Source organism: Pseudomonas sp. BN505 (assembly GCF_029873175.1).
Taxonomy (GTDB): domain Bacteria; phylum Pseudomonadota; class Gammaproteobacteria; order Pseudomonadales; family Pseudomonadaceae; genus Aquipseudomonas; species Aquipseudomonas putida.
In genome coordinates, this window is record NZ_SSOI01000066.1 from 36,605 (window position 1) to 61,238 (window position 24,634).

At 63.5% G+C, this 24,634-nt stretch carries 15 protein-coding genes; 4 read left to right on the top strand and 11 right to left on the bottom strand.

The window, feature by feature from the left end; all coding sequences use genetic code 11:
- Positions 1–19: 19 nt before the first annotated feature.
- On the bottom strand, positions 20–1,183 hold the full coding sequence (locus tag E8E78_RS21405; protein WP_049276703.1) for an isovaleryl-CoA dehydrogenase: 1,164 nt from the start codon (positions 1,181–1,183) through the stop codon (positions 20–22).
- Positions 1,184–1,505: 322 nt separating this feature from the next.
- Between E8E78_RS21405 and E8E78_RS21410 the strand changes: the two genes are divergently transcribed.
- Positions 1,506–3,188: an AMP-binding protein gene (locus E8E78_RS21410; RefSeq protein WP_049276704.1), complete on the top strand. Its 1,683-nt coding sequence runs from the start codon at positions 1,506–1,508 to the stop codon at positions 3,186–3,188.
- Between the two features lie 190 nt (positions 3,189–3,378).
- On the opposite strand, the gene E8E78_RS21415 is transcribed toward E8E78_RS21410, so the two are convergent.
- From E8E78_RS21415 to E8E78_RS21425, 3 genes are all read right to left on the bottom strand, one after another.
- Complete coding sequence (locus E8E78_RS21415) at positions 3,379–4,209, bottom strand: RHS repeat-associated core domain-containing protein (RefSeq protein WP_049276705.1); 831 nt, start codon at positions 4,207–4,209, stop codon at positions 3,379–3,381.
- A gap of 416 nt (positions 4,210–4,625) precedes the next feature.
- On the bottom strand, positions 4,626–4,862 hold the full coding sequence (locus E8E78_RS21420) for a hypothetical protein (RefSeq protein WP_059395757.1): 237 nt from the start codon (positions 4,860–4,862) through the stop codon (positions 4,626–4,628).
- A 98-nt stretch (positions 4,863–4,960) separates the two neighbouring features.
- Positions 4,961–5,122 (bottom strand): hypothetical protein, encoded by a 162-nt coding sequence (locus E8E78_RS21425; protein ID WP_162838450.1) that lies wholly within the window; start codon positions 5,120–5,122, stop codon positions 4,961–4,963.
- A gap of 139 nt (positions 5,123–5,261) precedes the next feature.
- Between E8E78_RS21425 and E8E78_RS21430 the strand changes: the two genes are divergently transcribed.
- The 3 genes from E8E78_RS21430 to glgB all read left to right on the top strand — a co-directional run bounded on the left by E8E78_RS21430 (position 5,262) and on the right by glgB (position 12,964).
- Positions 5,262–7,280, top strand: a complete 2,019-nt coding sequence (locus E8E78_RS21430; RefSeq protein WP_084967441.1) for an alpha-1,4-glucan--maltose-1-phosphate maltosyltransferase — start codon at positions 5,262–5,264, stop codon at positions 7,278–7,280.
- A gap of 155 nt (positions 7,281–7,435) precedes the next feature.
- Entirely contained in the window at positions 7,436–10,753 is a 3,318-nt protein-coding gene (gene treS / locus E8E78_RS21435) for a maltose alpha-D-glucosyltransferase (RefSeq protein ID WP_059395759.1), read from the top strand.
- On the top strand, positions 10,754–12,964 hold the full coding sequence (gene glgB, locus E8E78_RS21440) for a 1,4-alpha-glucan branching protein GlgB (RefSeq protein WP_061203153.1): 2,211 nt from the start codon (positions 10,754–10,756) through the stop codon (positions 12,962–12,964).
- A 101-nt stretch (positions 12,965–13,065) separates the two neighbouring features.
- Here the strand turns inward: glgB and E8E78_RS21445 are convergent, their stop codons facing one another.
- From E8E78_RS21445 to treZ, 7 genes are all read right to left on the bottom strand, one after another.
- Positions 13,066–14,142, bottom strand: coding sequence for an autotransporter outer membrane beta-barrel domain-containing protein (locus E8E78_RS21445; protein WP_049275047.1), 1,077 nt, complete (start codon positions 14,140–14,142; stop codon positions 13,066–13,068).
- 319 nt (positions 14,143–14,461) lie between these two features.
- A complete protein-coding gene (locus tag E8E78_RS21450; protein ID WP_059395761.1) occupies positions 14,462–15,256 on the bottom strand; it encodes an endonuclease/exonuclease/phosphatase family protein in 795 nt (264 codons plus the stop codon).
- A 181-nt stretch (positions 15,257–15,437) separates the two neighbouring features.
- The gene (gene glgX / locus E8E78_RS21455; RefSeq protein WP_059395762.1) at positions 15,438–17,591 is read right to left on the bottom strand and encodes a glycogen debranching protein GlgX; all 2,154 of its coding nucleotides are present in this window, start codon (positions 17,589–17,591) and stop codon (positions 15,438–15,440) included.
- A 152-nt stretch (positions 17,592–17,743) separates the two neighbouring features.
- Positions 17,744–18,028 (bottom strand): DUF2934 domain-containing protein, encoded by a 285-nt coding sequence (locus tag E8E78_RS21460; protein ID WP_084967438.1) that lies wholly within the window; start codon positions 18,026–18,028, stop codon positions 17,744–17,746.
- 14 nt (positions 18,029–18,042) lie between these two features.
- A complete protein-coding gene (locus E8E78_RS21465; protein WP_059395763.1) occupies positions 18,043–20,817 on the bottom strand; it encodes a malto-oligosyltrehalose synthase in 2,775 nt (924 codons plus the stop codon).
- On the bottom strand, positions 20,814–22,883 hold the full coding sequence (gene malQ / locus E8E78_RS21470; protein ID WP_280314369.1) for a 4-alpha-glucanotransferase: 2,070 nt from the start codon (positions 22,881–22,883) through the stop codon (positions 20,814–20,816). The genes E8E78_RS21465 and malQ overlap by 4 nt, the downstream gene beginning before the upstream one ends.
- Entirely contained in the window at positions 22,880–24,622 is a 1,743-nt protein-coding gene (treZ, locus tag E8E78_RS21475; protein WP_049273900.1) for a malto-oligosyltrehalose trehalohydrolase, read from the bottom strand. The genes malQ and treZ overlap by 4 nt, the downstream gene beginning before the upstream one ends.
- Between the last annotated feature and the right edge of the window lie 12 nt (positions 24,623–24,634).

The window sequence follows — 24,634 nt, forward strand, 5'->3', positions numbered from 1 at the left end:
GTGCGCCCGTCCTTTATGTTCAGCGGGTTTCGTTGAACAGTTCGCGGCCAATCAGCATCCGGCGGATTTCGCTGGTGCCTGCACCGATTTCGTACAGCTTGGCATCGCGCAGCAGGCGGCCCGCCGGGAATTCGTTGATGTAGCCGTTGCCACCGAGAATCTGGATCGCCTCCAGGGCCATTTGTGTGGCGCGTTCGGCGGTGTAGAGGATGACCCCTGCGGCGTCCTTGCGGGTGGTTTCGCCACGGTCGCAGGCCTGGGCCACGGCATACAGGTAGGCGCGGCTGGCGTTCAGTTGGGTGTACATGTCGGCGATCTTGCCCTGGATCAGCTGGAATTCACCGATGCTCTGGCCGAACTGCTTGCGGTCATGGATGTAGGGCACCACCAGGTCCATGCAGCTTTGCATGATGCCGGTGGGGCCACCGGACAACACCACACGCTCGTAGTCCAGGCCGCTCATCAGCACGCGTACGCCGCCGTTGAGCTGGCCGAGGATGTTTTCTGCCGGCACTTCCACGTCATCGAAGAACAGCTCGCAGGTGTTGGACCCGCGCATGCCCAGCTTGTCGAACTTGTTGCTGCGGCTGAAACCTTTCCAGTCACGCTCGACGATGAACGCGGTAATGCCGTGCGCGCCCTTGTCCAGGTCGGTCTTGGCGTAGATCACGTAGGTGTTGGCGTCGGGGCCGTTGGTGATCCAGGTCTTGCTGCCGTTGAGCACGTAGTGATCGCCGCGCTTTTCGGCGCGCAGTTTCATCGATACCACGTCGGAGCCGGCGTTGGGCTCGCTCATGGCCAGCGCACCGATGTGCTCGCCGCTGATCAGCTTGGGCAGGTACTTGAGCTTCTGTTCATGGGTGCCGTTGCGGTTGATCTGGTTGACGCACAGGTTGGAATGGGCGCCGTAGGACAGTGCCACCGAGGCCGAGGCACGGCTGATCTCTTCCATCGACACCACGTGGGCCAGGTAGCCAAGGCCGGCGCCGCCATACTCTTCCGACACCGTGATGCCCAGCAGGCCCATGTCGCCGAACTTGCGCCACATGTCGGCGGGGAACAGGTTGTCGTGGTCGATCTGCGCGGCCCGCGGTGCCAGTTCGGCGGCCACGAAGGTGCGCACCTGGTCGCGGAGCATGTCGATGGTTTCGCCCAGGGCGAAGTTCAGGGAGGGGTAATGCATGCTGGGGCACCTTCTTGTTCTTGAAATTGGGTTACACCGTAGCTCAAGGGCTTTGCGCCGACCCTGTGGGAGCGGGTTTACCCGCGAATGCGTCAGCAGGGTCACCGTCATTGCCTGACTGATCGCATTCGCGGGTGAACCCGCTCCCACAGGGTCGGTGCCGTGCCGATGAATCCCGGTGTCGTTCATCACCTTTACGTTAACGTAAACCTGCGTGAGATCACTGTCAATCCACTCATCACCTTTACGTAAACGTAAATCTGCGCCAGAGTATTCCCGCTTGCTTCAGTCGTGCCCAGAACAACCACAAGAAGGGACACCCATGAGTCAACCGAGCTATACCCGCGGTCGCCAGGACCAAGCCTTGCTGACCCAGACCATCGGCCAGGCCTTCGATGCCACGGTGGCCCGCTGTGCCGATGCAGAGGCGCTGGTGTCGCGCCATCAGGGTCTGCGCTACAGCTGGCGGGAGTTGGCCGAGCAGGTCGAAGTGCATGCCCGCGCGCTGATGGCCTTGGGCGTGAACACCGGCGAGCGTGTCGGCATCTGGTCGCCCAACTGCGCCCAGTGGTGCATTTTGCAGCTGGCCAGTGCCAAGGTCGGCGCCATCCTGGTCAACATCAACCCGGCCTATCGCGTGGGTGAGCTGGAATACGTGTTGCGTCAGTCCGGCTGCCGCTGGCTGGTGTGTGCAGATGCCTTCAAGACGTCTGATTACCACGCCATGGTCCAGGAACTGGTGCCAGAATTGGCCTGCGCCTCGCCAGGTAAACTGGTCAGTGAGCGCCTGCCGGACTTGCGCGGCGTGATCAGCCTGGCCGCCAACCCGCCTGCCGGCTTCCTGCGCTGGCATGCACTGGCCGAAAAGGCTGGGCAGACAACGCTAGAGGCCTTCACCGCCCGCCAGCAAGGCCTGCAGTTCGACCAACCGGTGAACATCCAGTACACCTCCGGCACCACCGGTGCGCCCAAAGGTGCCACGCTCAGTCACTACAACATCCTCAACAACGGTTTCATGGTGGGAGAAAGCCTTGGCCTGACGGCCTGCGACCGCATGGTGATCCCGGTGCCGCTGTACCACTGCTTCGGCATGGTCATGGCCAACCTCGGCTGCATCACCCACGGCAGCACCATGATCTACCCCAACGACGCCTTCGACGCCGAGCTTACCCTGCGCGCCGTGGCCGAGGAGCGTGCCAGCATCCTGTACGGCGTACCGACCATGTTCATCGCGATGCTCGATCACCCCTCGCGTGCGCAGATGGACCTGTCGACCCTGCGCAGCGGCATCATGGCCGGTGCCACCTGCCCGATCGAGGTGATGCGCCGGGTCATCGACCAGATGCACATGGCAGAAGTGCAGATCGCCTACGGCATGACCGAAACCAGCCCGGTGTCGCTGCAGACCGGCCCGGACGACGATCTGGAGCTGCGCGTGACCACCGTCGGCCGCACCCAGCCGCAGCTGGAAAACAAACTGGTGGACGCTGATGGCTGCATCGTCGTGCGCGGTGAGATTGGCGAGCTTTGCACCCGCGGCTACAGCGTCATGCTGGGCTACTGGGACAACCCCCAGGCCACGGCGGATGCTATCGACCCGGCCGGATGGATGCATTCGGGTGACCTGGCGGTGATGGACGAGCAGGGCTATGTGCGCATCGTCGGGCGCAACAAGGACATGATCATTCGCGGCGGCGAAAACATTTACCCACGTGAGCTGGAGGAGTTCTTCTACACCCACCCGGCGGTGGCCGATGCGCAGGTGATCGGCATCCCGTGTAGCCGCTATGGCGAAGAGATCGTAGCCTGGATAAAGCTGCACCCGGGGCATAGCGCCACGGTCGAGGAACTGCAGGCTTGGTGCAAGGCACGCATCGCCCACTTCAAGGTGCCACGGCATATCCGTTTCGTTGACGAATACCCAATGACGGTGACCGGCAAGGTGCAAAAATTCAGGATGCGTGAGATCAGTGTCGCAGAAATTTCGGCTGTTTCTGCAGGTTGATGCACTGGGTTATCCGGCCTCATCGCGGGTGAACCCACGATGAGGCCAGGCCATGCCAGCATGAGATTTCGGATCTACCCTTACATCGGCTCGATAGTAAGGTCACTGCGTACCAGGAAGAGTTGCATTCCTCAGCTTTCCACGTCGCTCGTCGTGGTCAATGATAGAGGTCACCCTTCGGCAAGCGCACTCACCTTCGAACTCCGAGGGAATGGTAACTATCATCGCCATTGAGAAAGGATTCAGCATCTCTTATTGACCATTGTGCCGATGACAGGTCTCCACACTCGAGCCACCTAGCCTTGTACCTCCAGCTATGCTCTTCCCGGAACGGCGCGTAGGCGTTTATCAAGCTTTCATCTAAGTCGGTTAAGAAGTAAATGTGCTTATCGGTTAAAAGAACATCATTAGCATACCGTTGCGTGCGGCCGTCTAATATATTCTTCGTGTGCTCTGCAAATGCCTTGTTACTAGCCTTGATGAGCTTTTCGCGGACGAAAGGGTTTTTACGAGTGATGCTATGAAAATCCAATTCTTTCAGATGCTTTGTCACGGCATTGAATAGATCAACTTCATGATTTAAGAGATCCAGAGCGATATCGACTCCCTGCACCTTCTCATTCTCCCGCATTGCGTTCCTATAGGATTTTACTTGATGCGATGTGTTGCCAATACCAAATTGCCCTTTCGCGGTGGCCCTCCAAGAACGAAGGGTGTTCCCAATCGGTACTCCGGCTGTGCCCTGGGGATCGCCGTAGTTAACAGGGTCGCCTTTACAATAGGCATACGCGTTCAGTCCACCGAGCCCGAACGGGCTAAGGCTATCGGCGCTGGAGAATCGCATTAACCCAGGAAAGAATGCCCGATAGCCCTGGCCTAAGTGGTAGCAATTGGCGTGAATATCAATCGGAACACCATTGAAACCAGTGGCGATGGCCGCGTCGCCGATCGCCCCACTATGGCCATAGGGGGCAAAGCATACAGGCTGAGGGCGTTGAGTGTGTCGCGTTGATGGGGGCATTCATGACTCCTTTGCTTCGCGCAGTTCGCGGCTTGCTTCTTGAAAGTGCTGTGATTTCGCCTCGTTCTATGAACTGCCAAGCGAACCCGCTTTTAGTAGGGTAATCACGGGAAGCATGCGCTAAAGTAAACACCTGTGCTGCTGGCAGAAATGTCAGTTGTATCGATCTCTGTGCATATCCTAAAGTGATGGATTTAATAGCCATCGCGACTCAATGATCCAGTAACGGTCATTCGTAGCGGCGAGCACAGTTAAACCGCGTCAACCTGGATAATGTGCTGGGCTGTCCGGCCCCTATTTCGCGCAGGCAAGGCCAGCATCCACGAGAAGACAGTTGCTCTTACAGGGCCCGAGCCGACCTATGATACGGCGCAGTACCTGTGGGGGCGGGCAAGCCCGCGAGAGGGCCGAAATGATCAACGCTCATCCAACGCCTTGTAGAGTGCGTCGGCAACCTCGGCAACGCTCAGGTAATCACGCCGCAAACGAACGCTGTAACGCGCCTCTAGGCGCATCAACGCAAATTCGCATTTGTCCCTGTCCAGATGTGCCAACAAGGTACCTGGCCCCGAGTCGACCACACCTGCATCCTGAAGCATATCGACCACTTGTCGCTCGTATTCCTCACGCTGCCGGCGGGTTGCGCTATCCACGATGAAGGAGGCTCCTGGCTTGATATCTGGAGCCTCAATCTTCAGCGCAACCCATCGGCACCGCTACTGGCAAAAATATCAGGTGGCGTGGTCTACCCTTAAGCCTTCACCGGTGGCTCCTGGCTCGGCGGGTCGCCCACCGTTGGCGGCATGGTTGGCTTGATCGGCAGCTCGTCCGGGTCTTCTTCCGGTACGGGCGGCGGCAAGCTGGGGTCGTCGATATTGGGATCGGGGGTTTCCGGTGGAATGGGAATGTTCATGGCCTGACCTCGCGTGGGTGGGTGAAGAGGTGCTGTAGGCTCTGACCGCTGGCAGCTGCCGTTCGCTCAAGTTTTTTGAACCCCGCGCCTGTACCCGGCTCTGAACCCTTACCGCCACCAGCCTGAGGGAGCAAGGTCGATGTCACGAAACGAGCCCTTTGAAAGCGTGCCCACGGCGAACGATCACCCGGACCAGGCCATCAGCCTGTCCCAGGCGCTGCTGGCGCCGCGTATCGTGATCGAAGACACCGAACCCGCGCTCGAAGCCGGCACCTTCGCCGCCAAAGCCATCAGCGGCCAGACAGTGGCGGTCAGCAGCAAGGTCTATAGCGATGGCCACGACCGCCTGGCGGTGATGCTCAACTGGCGCCAGGCCAACAGCCGGCGCTGGCATTGCGTGCCGATGCAATCGGCGGGCAACGACCTGTGGCTGGCCGAGTTCACCCCCACCGAACTTGGCCCGCACCTGTTCAGCATCGAGGCCTGGGTCGACCCGTTCGCCACCTATAGCCATGACCTGGAGAAAAAGTACAACGCCGGTGTCGAGGTAAAACTGGAACTGGAAGAGGGCCGCTTGATGCTGGGCAAAGGCATCGAGCTGTGCAGCGGTGCCTTGCGCGATGAGCTCGAAGCGCTACAGCAGCGCCTGGCGGCGCTGGATACCGACGGGCAGGTGGCACTGTTGCTGGGCCCGGACGTTGCGCACCTGATGAGCGAAGCGGGGCACCGCAGTTACCTGGCCCGCAGCCGCGAGTTCCCCGTCGATGTCGACCGCCCGGCCGCGCAGTTCGCCAGTTGGTATGAGCTGTTCCCGCGCTCGATCACCGATGACCCGCAGCGCCACGGCACCTTCAATGACGTGCACCAGCGCCTGCCCATGATCCGTGACATGGGCTTCGATGTGCTGTATTTCCCGCCCATCCACCCCATCGGCACGCAGCACCGCAAGGGCCGCAACAACGCCCTCAAGGCCGAGCCCGGCGACCCTGGTAGCCCGTACGCTATCGGCAGTGCCGAAGGCGGCCATGACGCCATCCATCCCCAGCTGGGCACGCGGGAAGACTTTCGTCGACTGGTTGCCGCCGCCGCTGAGCATGGCCTTGAAATCGCCCTGGATTTCGCTATCCAGTGCTCGCAGGACCACCCATGGCTCAAAGAGCACCCCGGCTGGTTCAGCTGGCGCCCTGACGGCACCATTCGCTACGCCGAGAACCCGCCGAAAAAGTACCAGGACATCGTCAACGTCGATTTCTACGCCCCGGACGCCGTCCCTTCGCTGTGGCTGGCGCTGCGCGACGTGGTGCTCGGCTGGGTAGAGGAGGGCGTGAAGACCTTCCGCGTCGACAACCCGCACACCAAGCCACTGCCGTTCTGGCAATGGATGATCGCCGATGTGCGCGCCCGCTACCCGGATGTGATCTTCCTTGCCGAGGCATTCACCAAGCCCGCGATGATGGCGCGCCTGGGCAAGGTCGGCTACGCGCAAAGCTATACCTACTTCACCTGGCGGAACACCAAGCAGGAACTGCGCGAATTCTACCAGCAGCTCAACCAGCCGCCGTGGAGCCAGTGCTACCGGCCGAACTTTTTCGTCAACACGCCGGATATCAACCCGTTCTTCCTGCACACCTCCGGTCGCGCCGGCTTCCTCATCCGCGCCGCGCTGGCCACCATGGGTTCGGGCCTGTGGGGCATGTACTCCGGCTTCGAGCTGTGCGAAAGCGCGCCGTTGCCAGGCAAGGAGGAATACCTGGATTCGGAGAAATACCAGATCCGCCCGCGCGATTTCACACAGCCGGGCAACATCATTGCCGAGATCGCCCAGCTCAACCGCATTCGCCGGCAGAACCGCGCCTTGCAAACCCACCTGGGCGTGGCGTTTTTCAACTGCTGGAACGACAACATCCTGTACTTCGCCAAGCGCACCCCAGAGCGTGACAACTACATCCTGGTGGCGATCAGCCTCGACCCGCACAACGCCCAGGAGGCGCATTTCGAGCTGCCACTGTGGGAGTTGGGGCTGGATGACGATGCTGACACCCAAGGCGAAGACCTGATGAACGGCCACCGCTGGACCTGGCATGGCAAGACCCAGTGGATGCGTATCGAGCCCTGGCATCAGCCATTCGGGATCTGGCGCATCGAAAAAGCCCGTTAACAAGGCTCAGACTGTGCACCTGTAGGAGCGGGTTTACCCGCGAACACCGGCGAAGCCGGTGCCATGCACCGCGGTGTCATCTTCGCGGGTAAACCCGCTCCCACAGGGATCGAGCAAGCTCGGATGTCTGTGCATGCAATTGAAAGGAGTCACCCATGGCCAAGCGTTCCCGCCCGGCAGCCTTCATCGACGACCCGCTGTGGTACAAGGACGCCGTCATCTACCAGTTGCACATCAAGTCGTTCTTCGATGCGAACAACGACGGCATCGGCGATTTCGCGGGCCTGATCAGCAAACTCGACTACATTGCCGAGCTGGGCGTCAATACCCTGTGGCTGCTGCCGTTCTACCCCTCGCCGCGGCGCGACGACGGCTATGACATTGCCGAGTACAAGGCCGTGCACCCCGATTACGGCAGTATGGCTGACGCCCGCCGCTTCATCGCCGAGGCACACAAGCGCGGCCTGAGGGTAATCACCGAGCTGGTCATCAACCACACCAGCGACCAGCATCCGTGGTTCCAGCGCGCCCGCCATGCCAAGCGCGGCAGCAAGGCGCGGGATTTTTACGTGTGGTCGGATGACGAACAGAAGTACGACGGTACGCGCATCATCTTCCTCGATACCGAAAAGTCCAACTGGACCTGGGACCCGGTCGCCGGCCAGTACTTCTGGCACCGCTTCTACTCGCACCAGCCAGACCTGAACTTCGACAACCCGCAGGTGCTCAATGCGGTGATCAAGGTGATGCGCTTCTGGCTTGACCTGGGCGTCGACGGCCTACGCCTGGATGCCATCCCCTACCTGATCGAACGCGACGGCACCAACAACGAAAACCTGCCCGAGACCCACACGGTACTCAAGGCCATTCGCGCTGAAATCGACGCCAACTACCCCGACCGCATGCTGCTGGCCGAGGCCAACCAGTGGCCCGAAGACACCCGCCCATATTTCGGCGAAGGCGAGGGCGACGAATGCCACATGGCCTTCCACTTCCCGTTGATGCCGCGCATGTACATGGCCCTGGCCATGGAGGACCGCTTCCCGATCACCGACATCCTGCGCCAGACGCCGGAAATCCCGGCCAACTGCCAATGGGCAATCTTTTTGCGCAACCACGATGAGCTGACCTTGGAAATGGTCACCGACCGCGAGCGCGATTACCTGTGGAACTACTACGCCGAAGACCGCCGCGCCCGCATCAACCTGGGTATCCGCCGGCGCCTGGCGCCTCTGCTGCAGCGTGACCGGCGGCGTATCGAGCTGCTCACCAGCCTGCTGCTGTCGATGCCCGGCACGCCCACCTTGTACTACGGTGACGAGCTGGGCATGGGCGACAACATCTACCTGGGCGACCGAGACGGCGTGCGCACTCCCATGCAGTGGTCGCCCGACCGCAACGGCGGCTTTTCCCGCGCCGACCCGCAGCGCCTGGTGCTGCCGCCAATCATGGACCCGCTATACGGCTACCAGACGGTCAATGTCGAGGCCCAGAGCCACGACCCCCACTCGCTGCTCAACTGGACCCGGCGCATGCTGGCCGTGCGCAAGCAGCAGAAGGCCTTTGGCCGCGGTACCCTGAGAACCCTCACGCCCAGCAACCGGCGCATTCTCGCGTATATCCGCGAGTACACCGATGCCGATGGCCACACCGAGGTCATCCTGTGCGTGGCCAACGTTTCCCGTGCGGCCCAGGCCGCGGAACTCGAACTGTCACAATACGCCGACAAAGTACCGGTGGAGATGCTCGGCGGCAGTGCCTTCCCGCCCATCGGGCAACTGCCTTTCCTGCTCACCCTGCCACCCTATGCCTTCTACTGGTTCCTGCTGGCCGCCCATGACCGCATGCCCAGCTGGCACATCCAGGCCACCGAGGGGTTACCCGAATTGACCACGCTAGTTTTGCGCAAGCGCATGGAAGAACTGCTGGAAGCACCCGCCCGCGACACCCTGCAAACCACCATCCTGCCGCAATACCTGCCCAAGCGGCGCTGGTTCGCCGGCAAGGAGGGTCCCATTGACGAGGTGCGCCTGCGCTACGGCGTGCGCTTCGCTACCGCTACCACGCCCGTGTTGCTCAGCGAAATCGAAGTGCTCAGCGGGGGGACGGCCAACCACTACCAACTGCCGTTTGGCCTGCTGCCCGAAGACCAGATCAACACAGCGCTGCCGCAGCAGCTGGCCTTGTCGCGGGTGCGCCGTGCCCATCAGGTTGGCCTGATTACCGATGCCTTCGTGCTCGAACCGTTTATCCGCGCAGTGCTGCACGCCTGCCAGGATGGCCTGCGCCTGCCCTGCGGCAGCGGCGCGGGCGAACTGCGTTTCGAATGCACCGACCTGCTGGCAGCCCTGGGGTTGAACGATGAAAGCGCCGTGCGCTACCTCAGCGCCGAGCAGTCCAACAGCTCGGTGGTGATCGGCGACCGCGTGGTGCTCAAGCTGATCCGCCGGGTCAACCCGGGCATTCACCCGGAACTGGAAATGAGCGCCTACCTGACCGCTGCCGGCTTTGCCAATATCTCGCCATTGCTGGCTTGGGTCAGCCGGGTGGATGAGCAAAACGCCCCACACCTGCTGATGATCGCCCAAGGCTACCTGAGCAATCAGGGCGATGCCTGGGCCTGGACCCAGAACACCCTGGAACGGGCTATCCGCGACCAGATGGCCCCACCCAGCCGCGATGCCGAGGCACACACCGATGCCTTGCTGGAACTCACCGGCTTTGCCGCCTTGCTTGGCCAACGCCTGGGCGAGATGCACCTGCTGCTGGCCGCGCCCACCGACGATGAGGCCTTCCGCCCACGCCCTAGCGATGCTGACGACAGCCAGCGCTGGGGTACGCAGATCAGCGCCGAACTGAACCACGCCCTCGACCTGCTGGCCCAGCACCGTGACGCCCTCGACCCCGATAGCCAGGCCCTGGTCGACGACCTGCAACAGCAGCGCGACGGCCTGGCCCAGCACATCGCCAGCCTGGCGGAGCAGGCCGAGGGTGGCTTGCTGATGCGGGTGCACGGCGACCTGCATCTGGGCCAGGTGCTGGTGGTGCAGGGGGATGCCTACCTGATCGATTTCGAGGGCGAACCGTCCCGTCCACTGCAAGAACGCCGGGCAAAACACAGCCCGTACAAGGATGTCAGCGGCGTGTTGCGATCCTTCGACTATGCTGCTGCGATGATCCTGCGCAGCGCCTCTGCGGTCGACCTTTCCGGCCCGGCGCAGCAGGCTCGTCAGCGGGTTGCCCGGCAGTACCTGCATCAGTCGCGCCACGCCTTTGTCGAAGCCTATGGCCTGGCCACCGCCGCCATGCCCCATGCCTGGCAACAGGCCGAGGGCGAGCGCGCCGCACTGGAATTGTTCTGCCTGGAAAAAGCCGCCTACGAGATCACATATGAAGCCGAAAACCGTCCGAGCTGGCTGGCCGTGCCTTTGCATGGCCTGCATGGACTGATCAGTACTTGGGGAGAGTCATAAATGAATGCAACCACGCGTGAAAACGGCGGCCTTCGGCAACGGGACCTGGATGCCCTGGCCCGCGCCGAGCACGCCGATCCCTTCGCAGTGCTAGGCCCCCACGACGATGGCCAAGGCGGGGTGTTTATCCGCGCCTTCCTGCCCAATGCGCTGAGTGCACGGGTGCTGGCGCGCCATGATGGGCGCGTACTGGCCGAAATGGTGCAAAGCGCAGTACCGGGCTTGTTCACGGCGCACCTCGATGATGCACAAGCCTATCTGCTGCAAATTGGCTGGGCCGGTGGCGAGCAAGTCACCGAAGACCCTTACAGCTTTGGCCCGCAACTGGGCGACATGGACTTGCACCTGTTCGCAGAAGGCAACCACCGCGACCTGTCCGGGCGCTTCGGCGCCCAACCGATCCAGGTCGAGGGCGTCGACGGTGTATGTTTCTCGGTGTGGGCGCCGAATGCCCGGCGGGTGTCGGTGGTGGGTGACTTCAATAACTGGGACGGCCGCCGCCACCCCATGCGCTTGCGCCACAGCGCCGGGGTGTGGGAGCTGTTCGTGCCGCGCCTGGGCGTGGGCGAAACCTACAAGTACGAGGTGCTGGGCAAGGACGGGATACTGCCACTGAAAGCAGACCCGCTGGCCCGCGCCACTGAATTGCCGCCGAGCACCGCATCCAAGGTGGCCGGTGAACTCAGCCACGCGTGGCAAGACCAAGACTGGATGGCACAACGCGCGCAGCGCCATGCCTACAGCGCACCCCTGTCGATCTACGAGCTGCACCCAGGCTCCTGGCGCTGCGAGCTGGACGAGGCAGGCGAAGTCGGGCGCTACTACAACTGGCGCGAACTGGCCGAGCGGCTGGTGCCCTATGTGCAGGAACTGGGCTTTACCCATATCGAATTGCTGCCGATCATGGAGCACCCGTTCGGCGGCTCCTGGGGCTATCAGCCACTGTCGATGTTCGCGCCCACCTCACGCTATGGCAGTGCCGAGGACTTTGCCGCCTTCATCGATGCCTGCCACCAAGGCGGCATAGGCGTGCTGCTGGACTGGGTGCCGGCGCATTTCCCCACCGACGAACACGGCCTGGCGCGTTTCGACGGCACTGCCCTGTACGAATACGACAACCCCCTGGAGGGCTACCATCAGGACTGGAACACGCTGATCTACAACCTCGGCCGCAACGAAGTGCGTGGCTTCATGATGGCCTCGGCGCTGCACTGGCTGAAGCACTTCCACATCGACGGCTTGCGGGTCGATGCGGTGGCCTCGATGCTGTACCGCGACTATTCGCGCAAGGCCGGCGAATGGGTGCCCAACCGCCACGGCGGGCGCGAGAACCTGGAGGCCATCGACTTCATCCGCCACCTCAACGGCGTGGCTGCCCACGAGGCCCCCGGTGCATTGATCATCGCCGAGGAGTCCACCGCCTGGCCCGGCGTCAGCCAGCCGACCCAGCAGGGCGGCCTGGGCTTTGCCTACAAGTGGAACATGGGCTGGATGCACGACACCCTGCATTACATCCAGAATGACCCAGTGCATCGCAACCACCACCATAACGAGATGAGCTTCGGGCTGATCTACGCCTATTCCGAACACTTCATCCTGCCCATCTCCCACGACGAAGTGGTGCACGGCAAGCACTCGCTGATCGACAAGATGCCCGGCGACCGCTGGCAGAAATTCGCCAACCTGCGCGCCTACCTCACTTTCATGTGGGCGCACCCAGGCAAAAAGTTGCTGTTCATGGGCTGCGAGTTCGGCCAGTGGCGTGAGTGGAACCATGACAGCGAGCTGGACTGGTATCTGCTGCAGTACCCCGAGCACCAAGGCGTGCAGCGCCTGGTGGGCGACCTCAACCGCCTGTACCGCGAAGAGCCGGCGCTGCACGAGCAGGATTGCCAGCCGCAGGGCTTCCAGTGGCTGATCGGTGACGACGCGCAAAACAGCGTGTACGCCTGGCTGCGCTGGAGCAGCAGCGGCGAGCCGGTGTTGGTGGTGGCCAACTTTACCCCGGTGCCGCGTGAGGGCTACCGTATTGGCGTGCCGTTCGGCGAGCGTTGGCAAGAGTTGCTGAACAGCGATGCCGAGTTGTATGCCGGGTCCAACGTAGGCAATTTGGGGGCAGTGGCCAGTGAGGCACTGGCCAGCCATGGGCAGCCATTGTCGCTGGCGCTGAATTTGCCGCCGCTTGGGGTTCTGATAATGAAGCCGGCCTGATAGGTTGCCTGTACTGGCCTCTTCGCAGCACAAGGCTGCTCCTACAGGTGGGCGCATTCCCTTGTAGGAGCAGCCTTGTGCTGCGAAAGGGCCGGGCCTGCCTACCACCGCATCCGCACGCCAAGGCTGCCAATCAGCCCGTTCAGGTCATTGTCATCCACATCGCTGCTGTAATCGGCGCTGACAAACAAGGCTACCGAAGGCGTCACCCGCGCCACCAGCCCCAAGCCCAGTTCCACCGTAGTCGAGTAGCGTGAGCTGGAGATCTTGTCGACCTGGTCCAGCTTCACCTCGTCGGGATTGCTGAAGTCGTACCACACGTTGGTCCGCACATAGGGTTCGATGGGCATGCCGCGCACTTCGTAGCGCCCGGACAATTTCGCACCGACCCGACCGCTCCAGCTCGGCTGGCTGTCGAAGGCCTGCAGGGTTTCTTCCTGCACCTGGTTGCCGGGGAAGAACTGCTGGTTGATCAACTGTGCCTGGGGTTCGATCACCCAGTTGCCGCCCAGGCGGATCGGGTAGCCGCCTTCCACCGAGAACGTCATCGCATGGCCGCTTTCGTCAAGGCGCTGGCCGTTTTCACCCCGGCCCATTACATCGATGCGTGAGCCCATGGCCACCGCATCCAGGTGCCAGCCCTGTTCATGGGTCATGCTCCAGTACACGCCCAGGCTTTCCCCGCTCAGGTTCACCGCGTTGCGCTGCTTGTCGCCCAGCAGCGGGCGCATGCCGTTCAAGCTGCTCTGCAGGTTGTTATGCCCCACGAAAATCCCTGCGCGGTGCACATTTCCCGCTGCAGTTTCACGCACGAACAGGTCCGGGCCGATTGTCAGTTGCTGGCTGGGGGCCTCCAGTTGGTCTGGGGGTTGCGTGCCACTGCGCGAGGTGGTCGGGAAAAACTGTGCCCACTGGCTGGCGATCAGGTCCGGTGCTGTCTGCCCGTGGCGCGCGCTCATGGTTTGCGAAAACGCACTCAGGGTGCCGATGCTCAAGCCACTGGCGCTGACCGGGTCGAGCGACATCTGCGGCATTGCAGGCTGTTGCAGAAAACCGGGCGAGGTGGGGTCACCCTGCAGTTCGTACGCGAAAGTTTCCACCGGGGTTGCCAGAAGCAGCGACGTGGAAACCGCGTAGAAAATGCTGTCGAAGCGCAAGGGGTTCGAGGTGCTTTTCATGGCGGATCTCCTGTTGTTTTTGTGGGGTACAGCCCGAGGACCTGGCCTGTTGTCACGAGCTGTACGGCAAAAACAGTGGGCGACCCAAACCAGCACGCCAGCCTTTGCAAGCGCGCACGAAGGCGCGAGCTAGAGGCCCGGCGCGAGATCTTTACTGCATGGTAATGTTCAGCTAAGGAGAGGACGCCGCTTGCGTCAAGAAAGCGTGAAAGAACTGTTCAGGTTGTGTAATTTCTCTCAAGTACTTGATTCCGCGAGAAAAACGCCATGGTATAGCGGGGTTCGCTATTTCCCGCTTCGTGGCTATGAAGAATGATTGCTAGAGCCTGACCTCCACCGCCAAGGGCAAGTGATCTGACAGGTGCGACCAAGGTTTGTGCCCCAGAATCCGCGGCCCATGGCTTTCGGCGTTGCGCAGGTAGATGCGGTCCAGGGGCAACAGCGGCAGGCGGGCAGGGTAGGTGCGGGCGAGGTGGCCGTGGTGGCGCTCGAACGCTTCGTGCAGGTCAGGCTGCAGGCCGAGGGTGCGGTTGCCGCGGCTTTTCCAGTCGTTGAAGTCGCCGGCAATGATCACCGGCGCGTCGGCGGGCAATGACTCGAGCAATTTGCGCAGCAGTTGCAGTTGCTTCTGCCGGTGGCTTTCCAGCAATGACAGGTGCACACAGATGGCATGCACCTGATGCTGGCCGGGTACGTCGAGGATGCAGTGCAACAGGCCACGGCGTTCGGGGCCGGTGATCGACACGTCGAGGTTGCGGTGTTCGATGATCGGGTACTTGGACAGCAGCGCATTGCCGTGGTGGCCGTCGGGATAGACCGCGTTGCGGCCGTAGGCAAAGTCGCTCCACATACTGTCGGCGAGGAATTCGTACTGCGAGGTCTGCGGCCAGCCCGGGTAGCGCGCTGCGTGGCGGTCGTGGCTGCCAAGCACTTCCTGGAGGAAGACGATGTCGGCCTGGGTGCTGCGCACCGCCTCGCGCAGTTCCGGCAGGATGAAGCGCCGGTTGAAGGCGGTGAAGCCCTTATGGGTGTTCACCGTCAGTATCCGCAGCCGCTTCACGGCCGCGGCCTGGTTGACGCTGGCAAAACCTGTGCTGCCGGCTTCGGGGTTCACAATTCCTCCTCGATCGCAGGTGCATGTGTGTTGCATCTACCGGCCCTATCGCCGGCAAGCCAGCTCCCACAGGTTCTGCACCGTCTGATGGCCTGCACCATACCTGTGGGAGCTGGCTTGCCGGCGATAGGGCCGATACAGGCAACCAATACACAGTCGGACAGGCGCGGCCACCCCAGGTTCACTCCTCCTCGTGCTGCAACACCATCAGCAGCATCGACCGGCCTTTGACCTCGAACGTGCTGTCGAACTGCAGGTGCTGCCCCTTGCGCAACTCCGGCCGGTCGGTATCGACCAGGCAGCTCCAGTAATCACCTTCAGGTACCGTCGGCAACTTGAATGGCACAACATCATGGTGGGCATTGACGATCAGCAGCACCGTGGCCTCGGAACCCGGCCGGGCGATACCGCTGACCTGCGCGCGGCCATCGATCAGCATGCCCAGGCAGCGCCCGTGCGGGTCCTCCCACTGTTCCACGCTCATCTCGTTGCTATCCGGTGCCAGCCAGGTCACGTCCTTGACCCCGATTGCCTCATTGTAGTCACCCACCAGGAAGCGTGAGCGGCGCAGCACCGGGTAGGCCAGACGCAGGCGGGTCAGGCGTTTGACGAAGGCCAGCAGCTCTTTGCCCTCCTGGTCCAGGTCCCAGTTCACCCAGCCGATTTCGCTGTCCTGGCAGTAGGCGTTGTTGTTGCCGTGCTGGGTGCGGCTGAACTCGTCGCCGGCGACGATCATCGGCGTGCCTTGGGCCAGCAGCAGGGTGGCAAAGTAGTTGCGCATCTGGCGCATGCGCAGCGCGTTGATGTCCGGGTCGTCGGTCGGCCCCTCGGCACCGCAGTTCCACGACAGGTTGTTGTCCGTGCCGTCCTGGTTGTTCTCGTCGTTGTCTTCGTTGTGCTTGTGGTTGTACGACACCAGGTCGCGCAGGGTAAAGCCATCGTGGGCGGTGATGAAATTGACCGAGGAGTACGGCCGGCGCCCGCGGTTGTTGAACATGTCGCCCGAGGCGGTCAGGCGTGCGGCGAAGTCGGCCAGCTGGCCTTCGTCGCCTTTCCAGAAGGCGCGTGCGGTATCGCGGAAGCGGTCGTTCCACTCGGCCCAGCCCGGGGCGAAGTTGCCCACCTGGTAACCACCGGGGCCGCAGTCCCACGGCTCGGCAATCAGCTTCACCTGGCTCAGCATCGGGTCCTGACGGCAAGCGACGAGGAAGCCGTGGCGCTCGCTGTAGCCGTCGTGGTAACGGCCAAGGATGGTCGCCAGGTCGAAGCGAAAGCCATCCACGTGCATTTCACCGGCCCAGTAGCGCAGCGAGTCGGTGACCAGTTGCAACACGCAGGGGTGGCTCAGGTCCAAGGTGTTGCCGGTGCCGGAATCGTTGATGTAGTAGCGTTTGTCGTCCGGCATCAGCCGGTAGTACGAGGCGTTGTCGATGCCGCGCATCGACAGGGTCGGGCCACGTTCGTTGCCTTCGGCGGTGTGGTTGTAGACCACGTCGAGGATCACCTCCAGCCCGGCGTCGTGCAGGTGCGCGACCATCTCCTTGAACTCGGCGATCTTGCCACTGGCCAGGTAGCGCGGATGGGGCGCGAAGAAGGCGATGCTGTTGTAGCCCCAGTAGTTGTTCAGGCCTTTGTCCAGCAGGTGCTGGTCGTTTACGAAGGCGTGGATCGGCAGCAGTTCGATGCTGGAAACGCCCAGGTCCTTGATGTGCTTGAGCAGCTCGTCATTGGCAAGGCCGGCGAAGGTGCCGCGCAGCTCTTCCGGTACTGCCGGGTGGCGCATGCTGATGCCGCGGGTGTGCGCCTCGTAGATGATCGTGCGCTCCCACGGTATCAGCACACGCTGGTCGCGGCCCCAGGTGAAGGCCGGGTCGATCACCTTGCATTTGGGCACGAAGGGCGCGCTATCGCGCTCATCGAACGACAGGTCGCCGTCGGGGTGGCCGATGGTGTAGCCGAACAGTGCCTCTGACCATTCCAGGCTGCCGACCAGTTGCTTGGCGTAGGGGTCGATCAGCAGTTTGTTGGGGTTGAAGCGGTGACCATTTTCCGGCTCGTAGGGGCCGTACACCCGGTAGCCGTACACCAGGCCGGGGTGAGCGTCGGGCAGGTAGCCGTGGTAGATCTCGTCGGTGTATTCGGGCAGTTCGATGCGCTCGAGTTCCTGTTCGCCGGTGGAGTCGAACAGGCACAGCTCGACCTTGGTGGCGTTGGCCGAGAACAAGGCGAAGTTGACCCCAAGGCCATCCCAGGTGGCGCCGAGGGGGAAGGGCATGCCTTCGCGGATGCGCGATGGTGCGACCGAGCGGGTTTTCTTAGGGGTGCGGGGGCTCATGACGATCCTCAAATGGCCGTGATGGAAGGGGAATGTGGTGTCCTGCATTGGCCACTTCGCGGGTAAACCCGCTCCCACAGGTACTGCACTGCTTTGAGCGCCTGTGATGACCCTGTGGGAGCGGGTTTACCCGCGAAGTGGCGGGGACAGGCTTACCCGGCAGTAGGCTTTTTCACCGCCCGAGGCTTTTTCGCCGCAGCGGGTTTGCCCCCCGGCAGGGCAGCTACCTTGGGCTCTGCAGGCGCCTTGGGCTCAGCGGCTGCCTTGGGCTTCGCCGGCGCCCGCTTGCGGGGCTCGGCCTTGGGGGCCAATGCCTCGGCCTCGGCCAGCTTGCGGGCCATATCCCAGTGGCGTTCTTCCTCCCCTACGGGCTTACCTTCAGATTCCCAGATCTGGTAGGCAAATTCGCGAATACGCTTTTCATCGACACTCATCATGACGCTCCTGATGCTCAAGATTGTTGTATCAACACGTTGACCGGAAACTCCGCCAGCACAGCACTCAACATCAACTCCTTGGAAGAGCTGACCGCCGTGCAGGGGAAAAGTCCCGTCGAGTTGGCAGGTGACAAGGCAAACGGCAGTACCAGCCGGGTGTCGTCCCAGTTCTGTGCCGGGATCAACGGTGTAGGGTTGCCACCGAGCAGGGTACTGGCCAGGCGTGGCGCAACGATGACGGCCCGCTCGCCGTCACCCAACCGGGCAAACGCGATCACCTTGTCAGCGTGTTTGCCCAGCACGGTCAGCGGCAGATAGGCGCCACGGCGGAACAGTTCGGCGTGCGCCTGGCGGCAATCCAGCACCCGGGCGATCAGGGCCTGCTTGATGCGGCCGTCGCGCCAGTGCGCAAGCAGCTCGGCTGGCGGCGTGGCGTCGTCCAGGGTGCGACGCCTCGAAGCGTAGTCCACGGGGCGGCGGTTGTCCGGGTCGACCAGGCTGAAGTCCCAGTACTCGTTGCCCTGGTACAGGTCGGGCACACCGGGTGTGGTCATGCGCAGCAGGGCCTGCACCAAGCCGTTGAGGGCGCCGGGGCAGGCGAGCAGTTGCGCGGCGTCTGCCACGGATTTGCGCAGTTGCTGGTTCTCGCTGTCCAGCAGCAAGCCCTCGATGTAGCGGGCACAGGCGCCTTCGTAGGCCTCGTTCGGCGCGCTCCAGCTGCTACGCAACTTGGCTTCGCGCAAGGCCTTCTGCTGCCACTGGCGGATACGCTCGGCGTACTGGCGCAGGGCGTTGTCGTCGTGCAGGTCGAGGCCCAGCGGCCAACTGCCAAGCAGGGTTTGCAGCAGCATCAGCTCGTCGCCGGGGCTGGGTGCCAGGCCATCGTCCAGCTGTGCGCGCAGCGGGGCTGCCAGTTCACGCCAGTGTTCCACCCGGCTGGCCAGCCACGGGCCGCGTTCGCTGAGCACGGCCAGGCGCGCGCGGGTGTCTTCCCCGCGCTTGTGGTCATGGGTGGCAGTGGCGAGCAGGTTGTCGGGGAAGTCGCGCAGGCGCCGCTGGGCTTCGTTATGGAAGTGCATGGGAGGCGCGCTGAAGTGCTCGGCCTCGAAGCCCACGTCGTTGCGCGACAGCAGCCGGGCGCTGCGGTAGAAGGTGGTGTCTTCCACGGCTTTGGCGGCGCTGGGCGCGGTCAGTTGCTGGAAGCGCACGCAGGCGTGGCGCAGTTGCTTGCGGGCGCGACCCGGTGGCAACTGCCGCCAGGCTTGCCCGCCCAGCCATTGTTCAAGGTGGTCCAGTAACGGCCAATCGGCTTCTCCGAGGTCGTGCCGGGCGTTGGCCAGCGCCTGCTGGAAAAACCCTTCGTCTTCAGCGGGGCGCCCGCAGGCGTTGAAGTAGGTGCGGTACACCGGGTAATGCGCCACCAGTGCCTGCAACGCCCGGCGGATCGCGCCCAGGGTCAGGTCGCGGGTCATCAGGTCGTTGCGCGCAACCTGCAGCAGCGCCTGGGCCACCGATTCGCAGTCACCGGCGAGGCTGGCATTGAGCACAAGGTAACGCGCCTGACGCACTTCTTCAGGGAAGTCCGGCCGTTCGGTGACGTTCGCCCAAAGCTCGGTCAGCGGCGTTTCGCCGGCTGGGTCATGCTGCAGCAGCGAGACCTGGTTCATGAATTCGTAGCCGGTGGTGCCGTCGGTGAGCCAGTCGCGGTGCAGGTGCTCGCCGGCGCCGAGGATTTTTTCCACATAGATCGGGAAGTGCTCCAGGGCCGCCTGCAAAGGCCGCTGCGCCAACAGGCCATCGACCCGACGGCGCAGCTTGCGGCAGTAACCACGAGGGTCGGCCAAGCCGTCGATATGGTCGATGCGCAGGCCGTCCACCAGGCCGCGTCCGATCAGCTCGAACAGCTTGGCGTGGGTGGCCTCGAACACCACGGCGCGCTCCACCCTCAGGCCACCCAGCTCGTTGATGTCGAAGAAGCGCCGCCAATTGATGTCGTCGGCAGCGGTTCGCCAACTGGCCAGGCGGTAGGTCTGGCGCTCCAGCAGCAGGTGCAGGCGCTTGAGGCCATTTTCGGCGCGGCTGTCGAATGCCACCAGCGCCGATTCCAGGTCGGCACCTTCACGCACCAGGCGTGCCAGTTCGGTGTGCAGCGGCAGGGCATCGGCCAGCGGGGTGGTCGATTCGGCCAATGCCGTGAAGTGCTCGGCCAGAGTCTTGAGCGCCGGCTCCGGGCTGAGGGCGAGAATCCAGCCATAGTCGACCGGGCACACCGGGAAGCGGTGATCGTAATGGGCGATTTGCAGCGTGCCGTGCTGCTTGTCGAATTCAAGCGGTATCTCGCCCTTCTTCAGCGCTACGCCATAGTCGCTGCCAAGGAACGGCAGCAGCAGTTGCCCGGCCAGCAGCGGGTCGCTGGAGTGCCACTGTATGTCGAAGAACTCCGCATACGGGCTACGCCGGCCCCAGGCCAGCAGGCTTTGCCACCAGGGGTTGTCGGCACCGCCCACGGCCATGTGGTTGGACACGGTGTCGAGGATCAGCCCCATGCCATGCTGGCGCAGCGCGGCGACCAGCCGCTCCAGTGCCGCCTCGCCGCCCAGTTCGGGGTTGACGCAGGTTGGGTCGACCACATCGTAACCGTGGCGCGAGCCAGCCCGGGCCTTGAGGATGGGCGAGGCATACAGGTGGCTGATGCCCAATTGGGCGAAGTACGGCACCAGCGGTACGGCGTGATCGAGGGTGAAGTCACTGTGAAACTGCAGGCGCAGGGTCGCGGTCAGCGGCTTCATCGGTCACGCTCCCAAGCCTGTTCGCGGGCCTGGGCCAGCAGCTCCAGGCGCCGCGCGGCATCCTCGTCATCGAGCAGTTCTGTCACCGGCCGGGTGAAGCGCCGCCGCCAGTTGGGGTGCCCGCTGGTGGTGCCCGGCAGGTTGGGTTGCTCGTCGCAGCCTAGCAGGTCTTCGAGCGGTATCAGCACCAAGGGCGCACGGGTATGGCCAACGAAGCGGATGGCCGCATCGATCACCGCGTCGTTGTCCTTCAGTTCACCGTAGTTGGTCTCCAGGGTACGGCGCAGGCCGTCGTGTTCTATCTGGCGGCCTTGGCGCCAGTGCAGTTCGGTGGCAGCGTCGATCAGTTGCAAGCGGTGGCTCCAGTCGATGTCGCGGTTTTCCAGCCAGCCGGCCAGCGGTGCCAGGTCGTGGGTGCCGGTGGTGGCCAGGGCGTTGTCCGGCCAGTCCAGTATCGGTTTGAACTGGCCTGGCTGGGTTTGCTCGAACGGCAGCACGCGCATGCCCAGCACGGCCTTCTCGGCCAGTGTTTCGCGCAGGCCGCCGGGCACGGTGCCCAGGTCTTCACCGAGAATGATCGCCTGGTGGCGCACCGACTCCAGCGCCAGCAGGCGCAACAGGTCGTCCACCGGGTAATTGAGGTAAGCGCCTTCGCTGGGCTTGGCCCCCTGCGGGATCAGCCATAGCCGGCGCAGGCCCATCACATGGTCGATGCGCAAGCCACCGGCATGGGCCAGATTGGCCCGCAGCATCTCGATGAAAGCGCGGTAGCCGTTGCGCTTGAGGCCTTCGGGCGAGAACGCACAGATGCCCCAGTCCTGACCGGCGCGGTTGAGGATGTCGGGTGGCGCGCCTACTTTCAGGCCCGCCAGCAATTCGTCCTGGCGGCTCCAGGCCTGGCTGCCGGCACCGTCGGCACCCACCGCCAGGTCGGCGATCAGGCCCACTGCCATGCCGTTGCCGCGGGCTGCTTCCTGGGCACGTTGCAGGCCGCGCTCGGTCAGCCATTGGCAGAAGGCATGGAACTCGACCTTGGCCGGGTAGGCATTGGCAAAGGCTTCAACTTCCGGGTGGTAGGGGTCGTGCCAGGCCTTGGGCCAGTTGCGCCAGTCGGCACCCAGGCCGTGCTCCACCGCCTGGGCTTGCAGCACCTCGAAGCGGCAGTGGTGCTCCAGCGCCTGGCCGCCCGCTTCGCGGAAGCTGTCAAAATCGCTGCGCAGCGGGTGGTCACCCTGGCTGAAACCCTGGTACAGCGCTTCAAGCAGGCGCAGGCGGGCGCTGGCGGCGCGTGGCCAGTCGACCAGCGGGCGTTGCTCAAGTTCTTCCAGTTGTTGCTCCAGCCCGCAGGCTTCGATGGCCATGCGCACCTCCCGTTCGCCCAGCAGGGCGGCGGGGCTGGCGTACAGGGTGTTGAGCAACAGGCGGCTGGAGGGCGAGTAGGGGCTGTAGTGCTCCTGGTCGATGGCCGACAGTGTATGGATGGGGCTGATGGCCAAGGCATCGGCACCGCGCTCGGCAGCCGAGCGGGCCAGCTGCTCCAGCGCCAGGCAGTCGCCGTAGCCGCCGTCGCCTGGGCGGCGCAGGCTGTACAGCTGAACGGCCAGGCCCCAATAGCGTGGTGGTGGCTGTTGCACCGTGTCTTCGAGGCTGTGGCAGCGGGGCGGGGCCACGGCCACGGTGAAGTGGCGGCTGTCGATTTCCACCTGGTGGTAGCCGATTGGCAGCTCACCGGGCAGGCGTGCCTGGTCGTCAAGTTTCAGGGTGAGTGAGGCGTGGTCTTCCAGGGTGCAGTGGGCGACGCTGGCGGCGCTGAAGTAACGCGCCAGCGCCAAGGGCTTGCCCAGGTCTGCGGTCAGCAGGGGCGGCAGGTGTTCGCTGTCTTCGGCGGCTTCCACCGTGCGCAGGCTGATGGCGATGGCGTCGTCGTCAGCGGCAGCGTGGCCCAGGCCTTCAAGAATGGTGCGCAGCACCTCGTCACTGACGCGCTGGGGCCGGGCATTGGCGTCGATCCAGTCGCGGCTCAACCCGACGCGGTTTGCCAAGCGGTGCAGGGCGGTTTCGCTCATGGGCGCTCCTGGTCAGGGGGAAGCAGGCTGACCACGCAGCTGTACGCGGCCATTTGGGTATCTGGGTGTCGGGTGTCGCTGCTGTCGAACAGCCGGGTGGCGGCAGCGGGCAGTTCGACCGCCTGCGCAGTGGGCGCCAGGTTCAGGTCGATGCGCAGGGTATTGCCATCGCCCAGCCGCCAGCGTGCGGTCAGCGCTTTGTCGCCATGCACCTCGGCGCCCAGTGAGCGGCTGCCGGGCAGGTGCGGGATGACGTGGCGGCGTCGCAGTTCGAGCAGTTGCTGGTACAGGCCGTGCCAGCCGGCGATCACTTCCTTGTTTTGCGGGCGTGAAGATTCAAAGGTCTGTTCGGCGTTGGGGTCGGGAATGTGCTCACGCTGCTCGGGGTCGGCGAACGCAGTGAAGTGGGCGAACTCGCCACGGCGGCCTTCGCGTACGGCGTCGGCCAACTGGTCATGGAAGTCGGTAAAGAACAGGAACGGCCGGCAGCTGCCGTCGTCGTCGCCCATGAACAGCAGCGGAATCATGGGGGCCAATAGCAGCAGGCCGGTGGCCGCACGCAGCGCTGGCGGCGGGCACAGGCGGGTCAGGCGTTCGCCAAGCGCGCGGTTGCCGACCTGGTCGTGGTTTTGCAAGAACAACACAAAGGCGCTGGGCTCCAGGTGCCCGCTGGGTTCACCGCGGGGCGTGCCGTGGCGGTTTGCCTGGCCCTGGAACACGAAGCCTTCAGAAAGGCAGCGGGCCAGCTGGTCGATGGGGCGCTTCTGGTAGTCGGCGTAGTAGCCTTCGGTTTCGCCGGTCAGCAGCACATGCAGGGCATTGTGGCCGTCGTCGTTCCACTGGGCGTCAAAGCCCTGTTCCAGCAGGCCGGCCTGATTGTGCTCGTTCTCCAGCACCAGCCACACATGCCGGCCCGGCTCCACGGCGGCGCGTACGCGCTGCGCCAGCTCGATCAGGAAATCGGGCTGGTCGATGGCATGTACGGCATCCAGGCGCAGGCCGTCGCAGCGGTAGTCGCACAGCCACATGAGGGCATTCTGGATGAAGTACTCACGCACTTGCGGGCGGCGGAAATCGATGGCCGCGCCCCAGGGCGTCTGCCGGTCTTCGCGGAAGAACGGGCTGGCGTACTGGTGTAGGTAATTGCCGTCGGGGCCGAAGTGGTTGTAGACCACATCCACCAGCACCATCAGCCCTTCGCCGTGGGCTTGGTCGACCAGCGCGCACAGCTGCTCGGGGCTGCCATAGGTGTTCTGCGGTGCGTAGGGCAGCACGCCGTCGTAGCCCCAGTTGCGCTCGCCGGGGAACTGCCCCAGTGGCATCAGCTCGACGGCACTGATGCCCAGCTCGGCCAGGCGCGGCAGCTGCCGGGCAACCCCGGCGTAGCCATCGAGTAAACCGACATGCAGCTCCTGGATCACTGCTTCGTGCCAAGGCCGGCCTTGCCAAGGGTGTTGCCACTGGTAACCGGCCACATCCACCACCTGGCTCGGGCCTTTTACGCCCTCAGGCTGGTAGCGGGAGGCCGGGTCCGCCACTTGCAGCTCACCGTCGATACGGTAGTGGTACCGGTCACCGGCCTGGCACTGAGCCACACCGGTGTACCAGCCATCGTCGTCGGGCAGCAGCTCGATGGCCGGCTGTTGCTCCAGTTCTACGCTCACGCTGCGCGCATCGGGTGCCCAGAGGGCGAAGCGCGCCGACGTGGCGTCCAGTAAGTGTGCGCCATGCCTGTGCATCTTCCAGCCCCC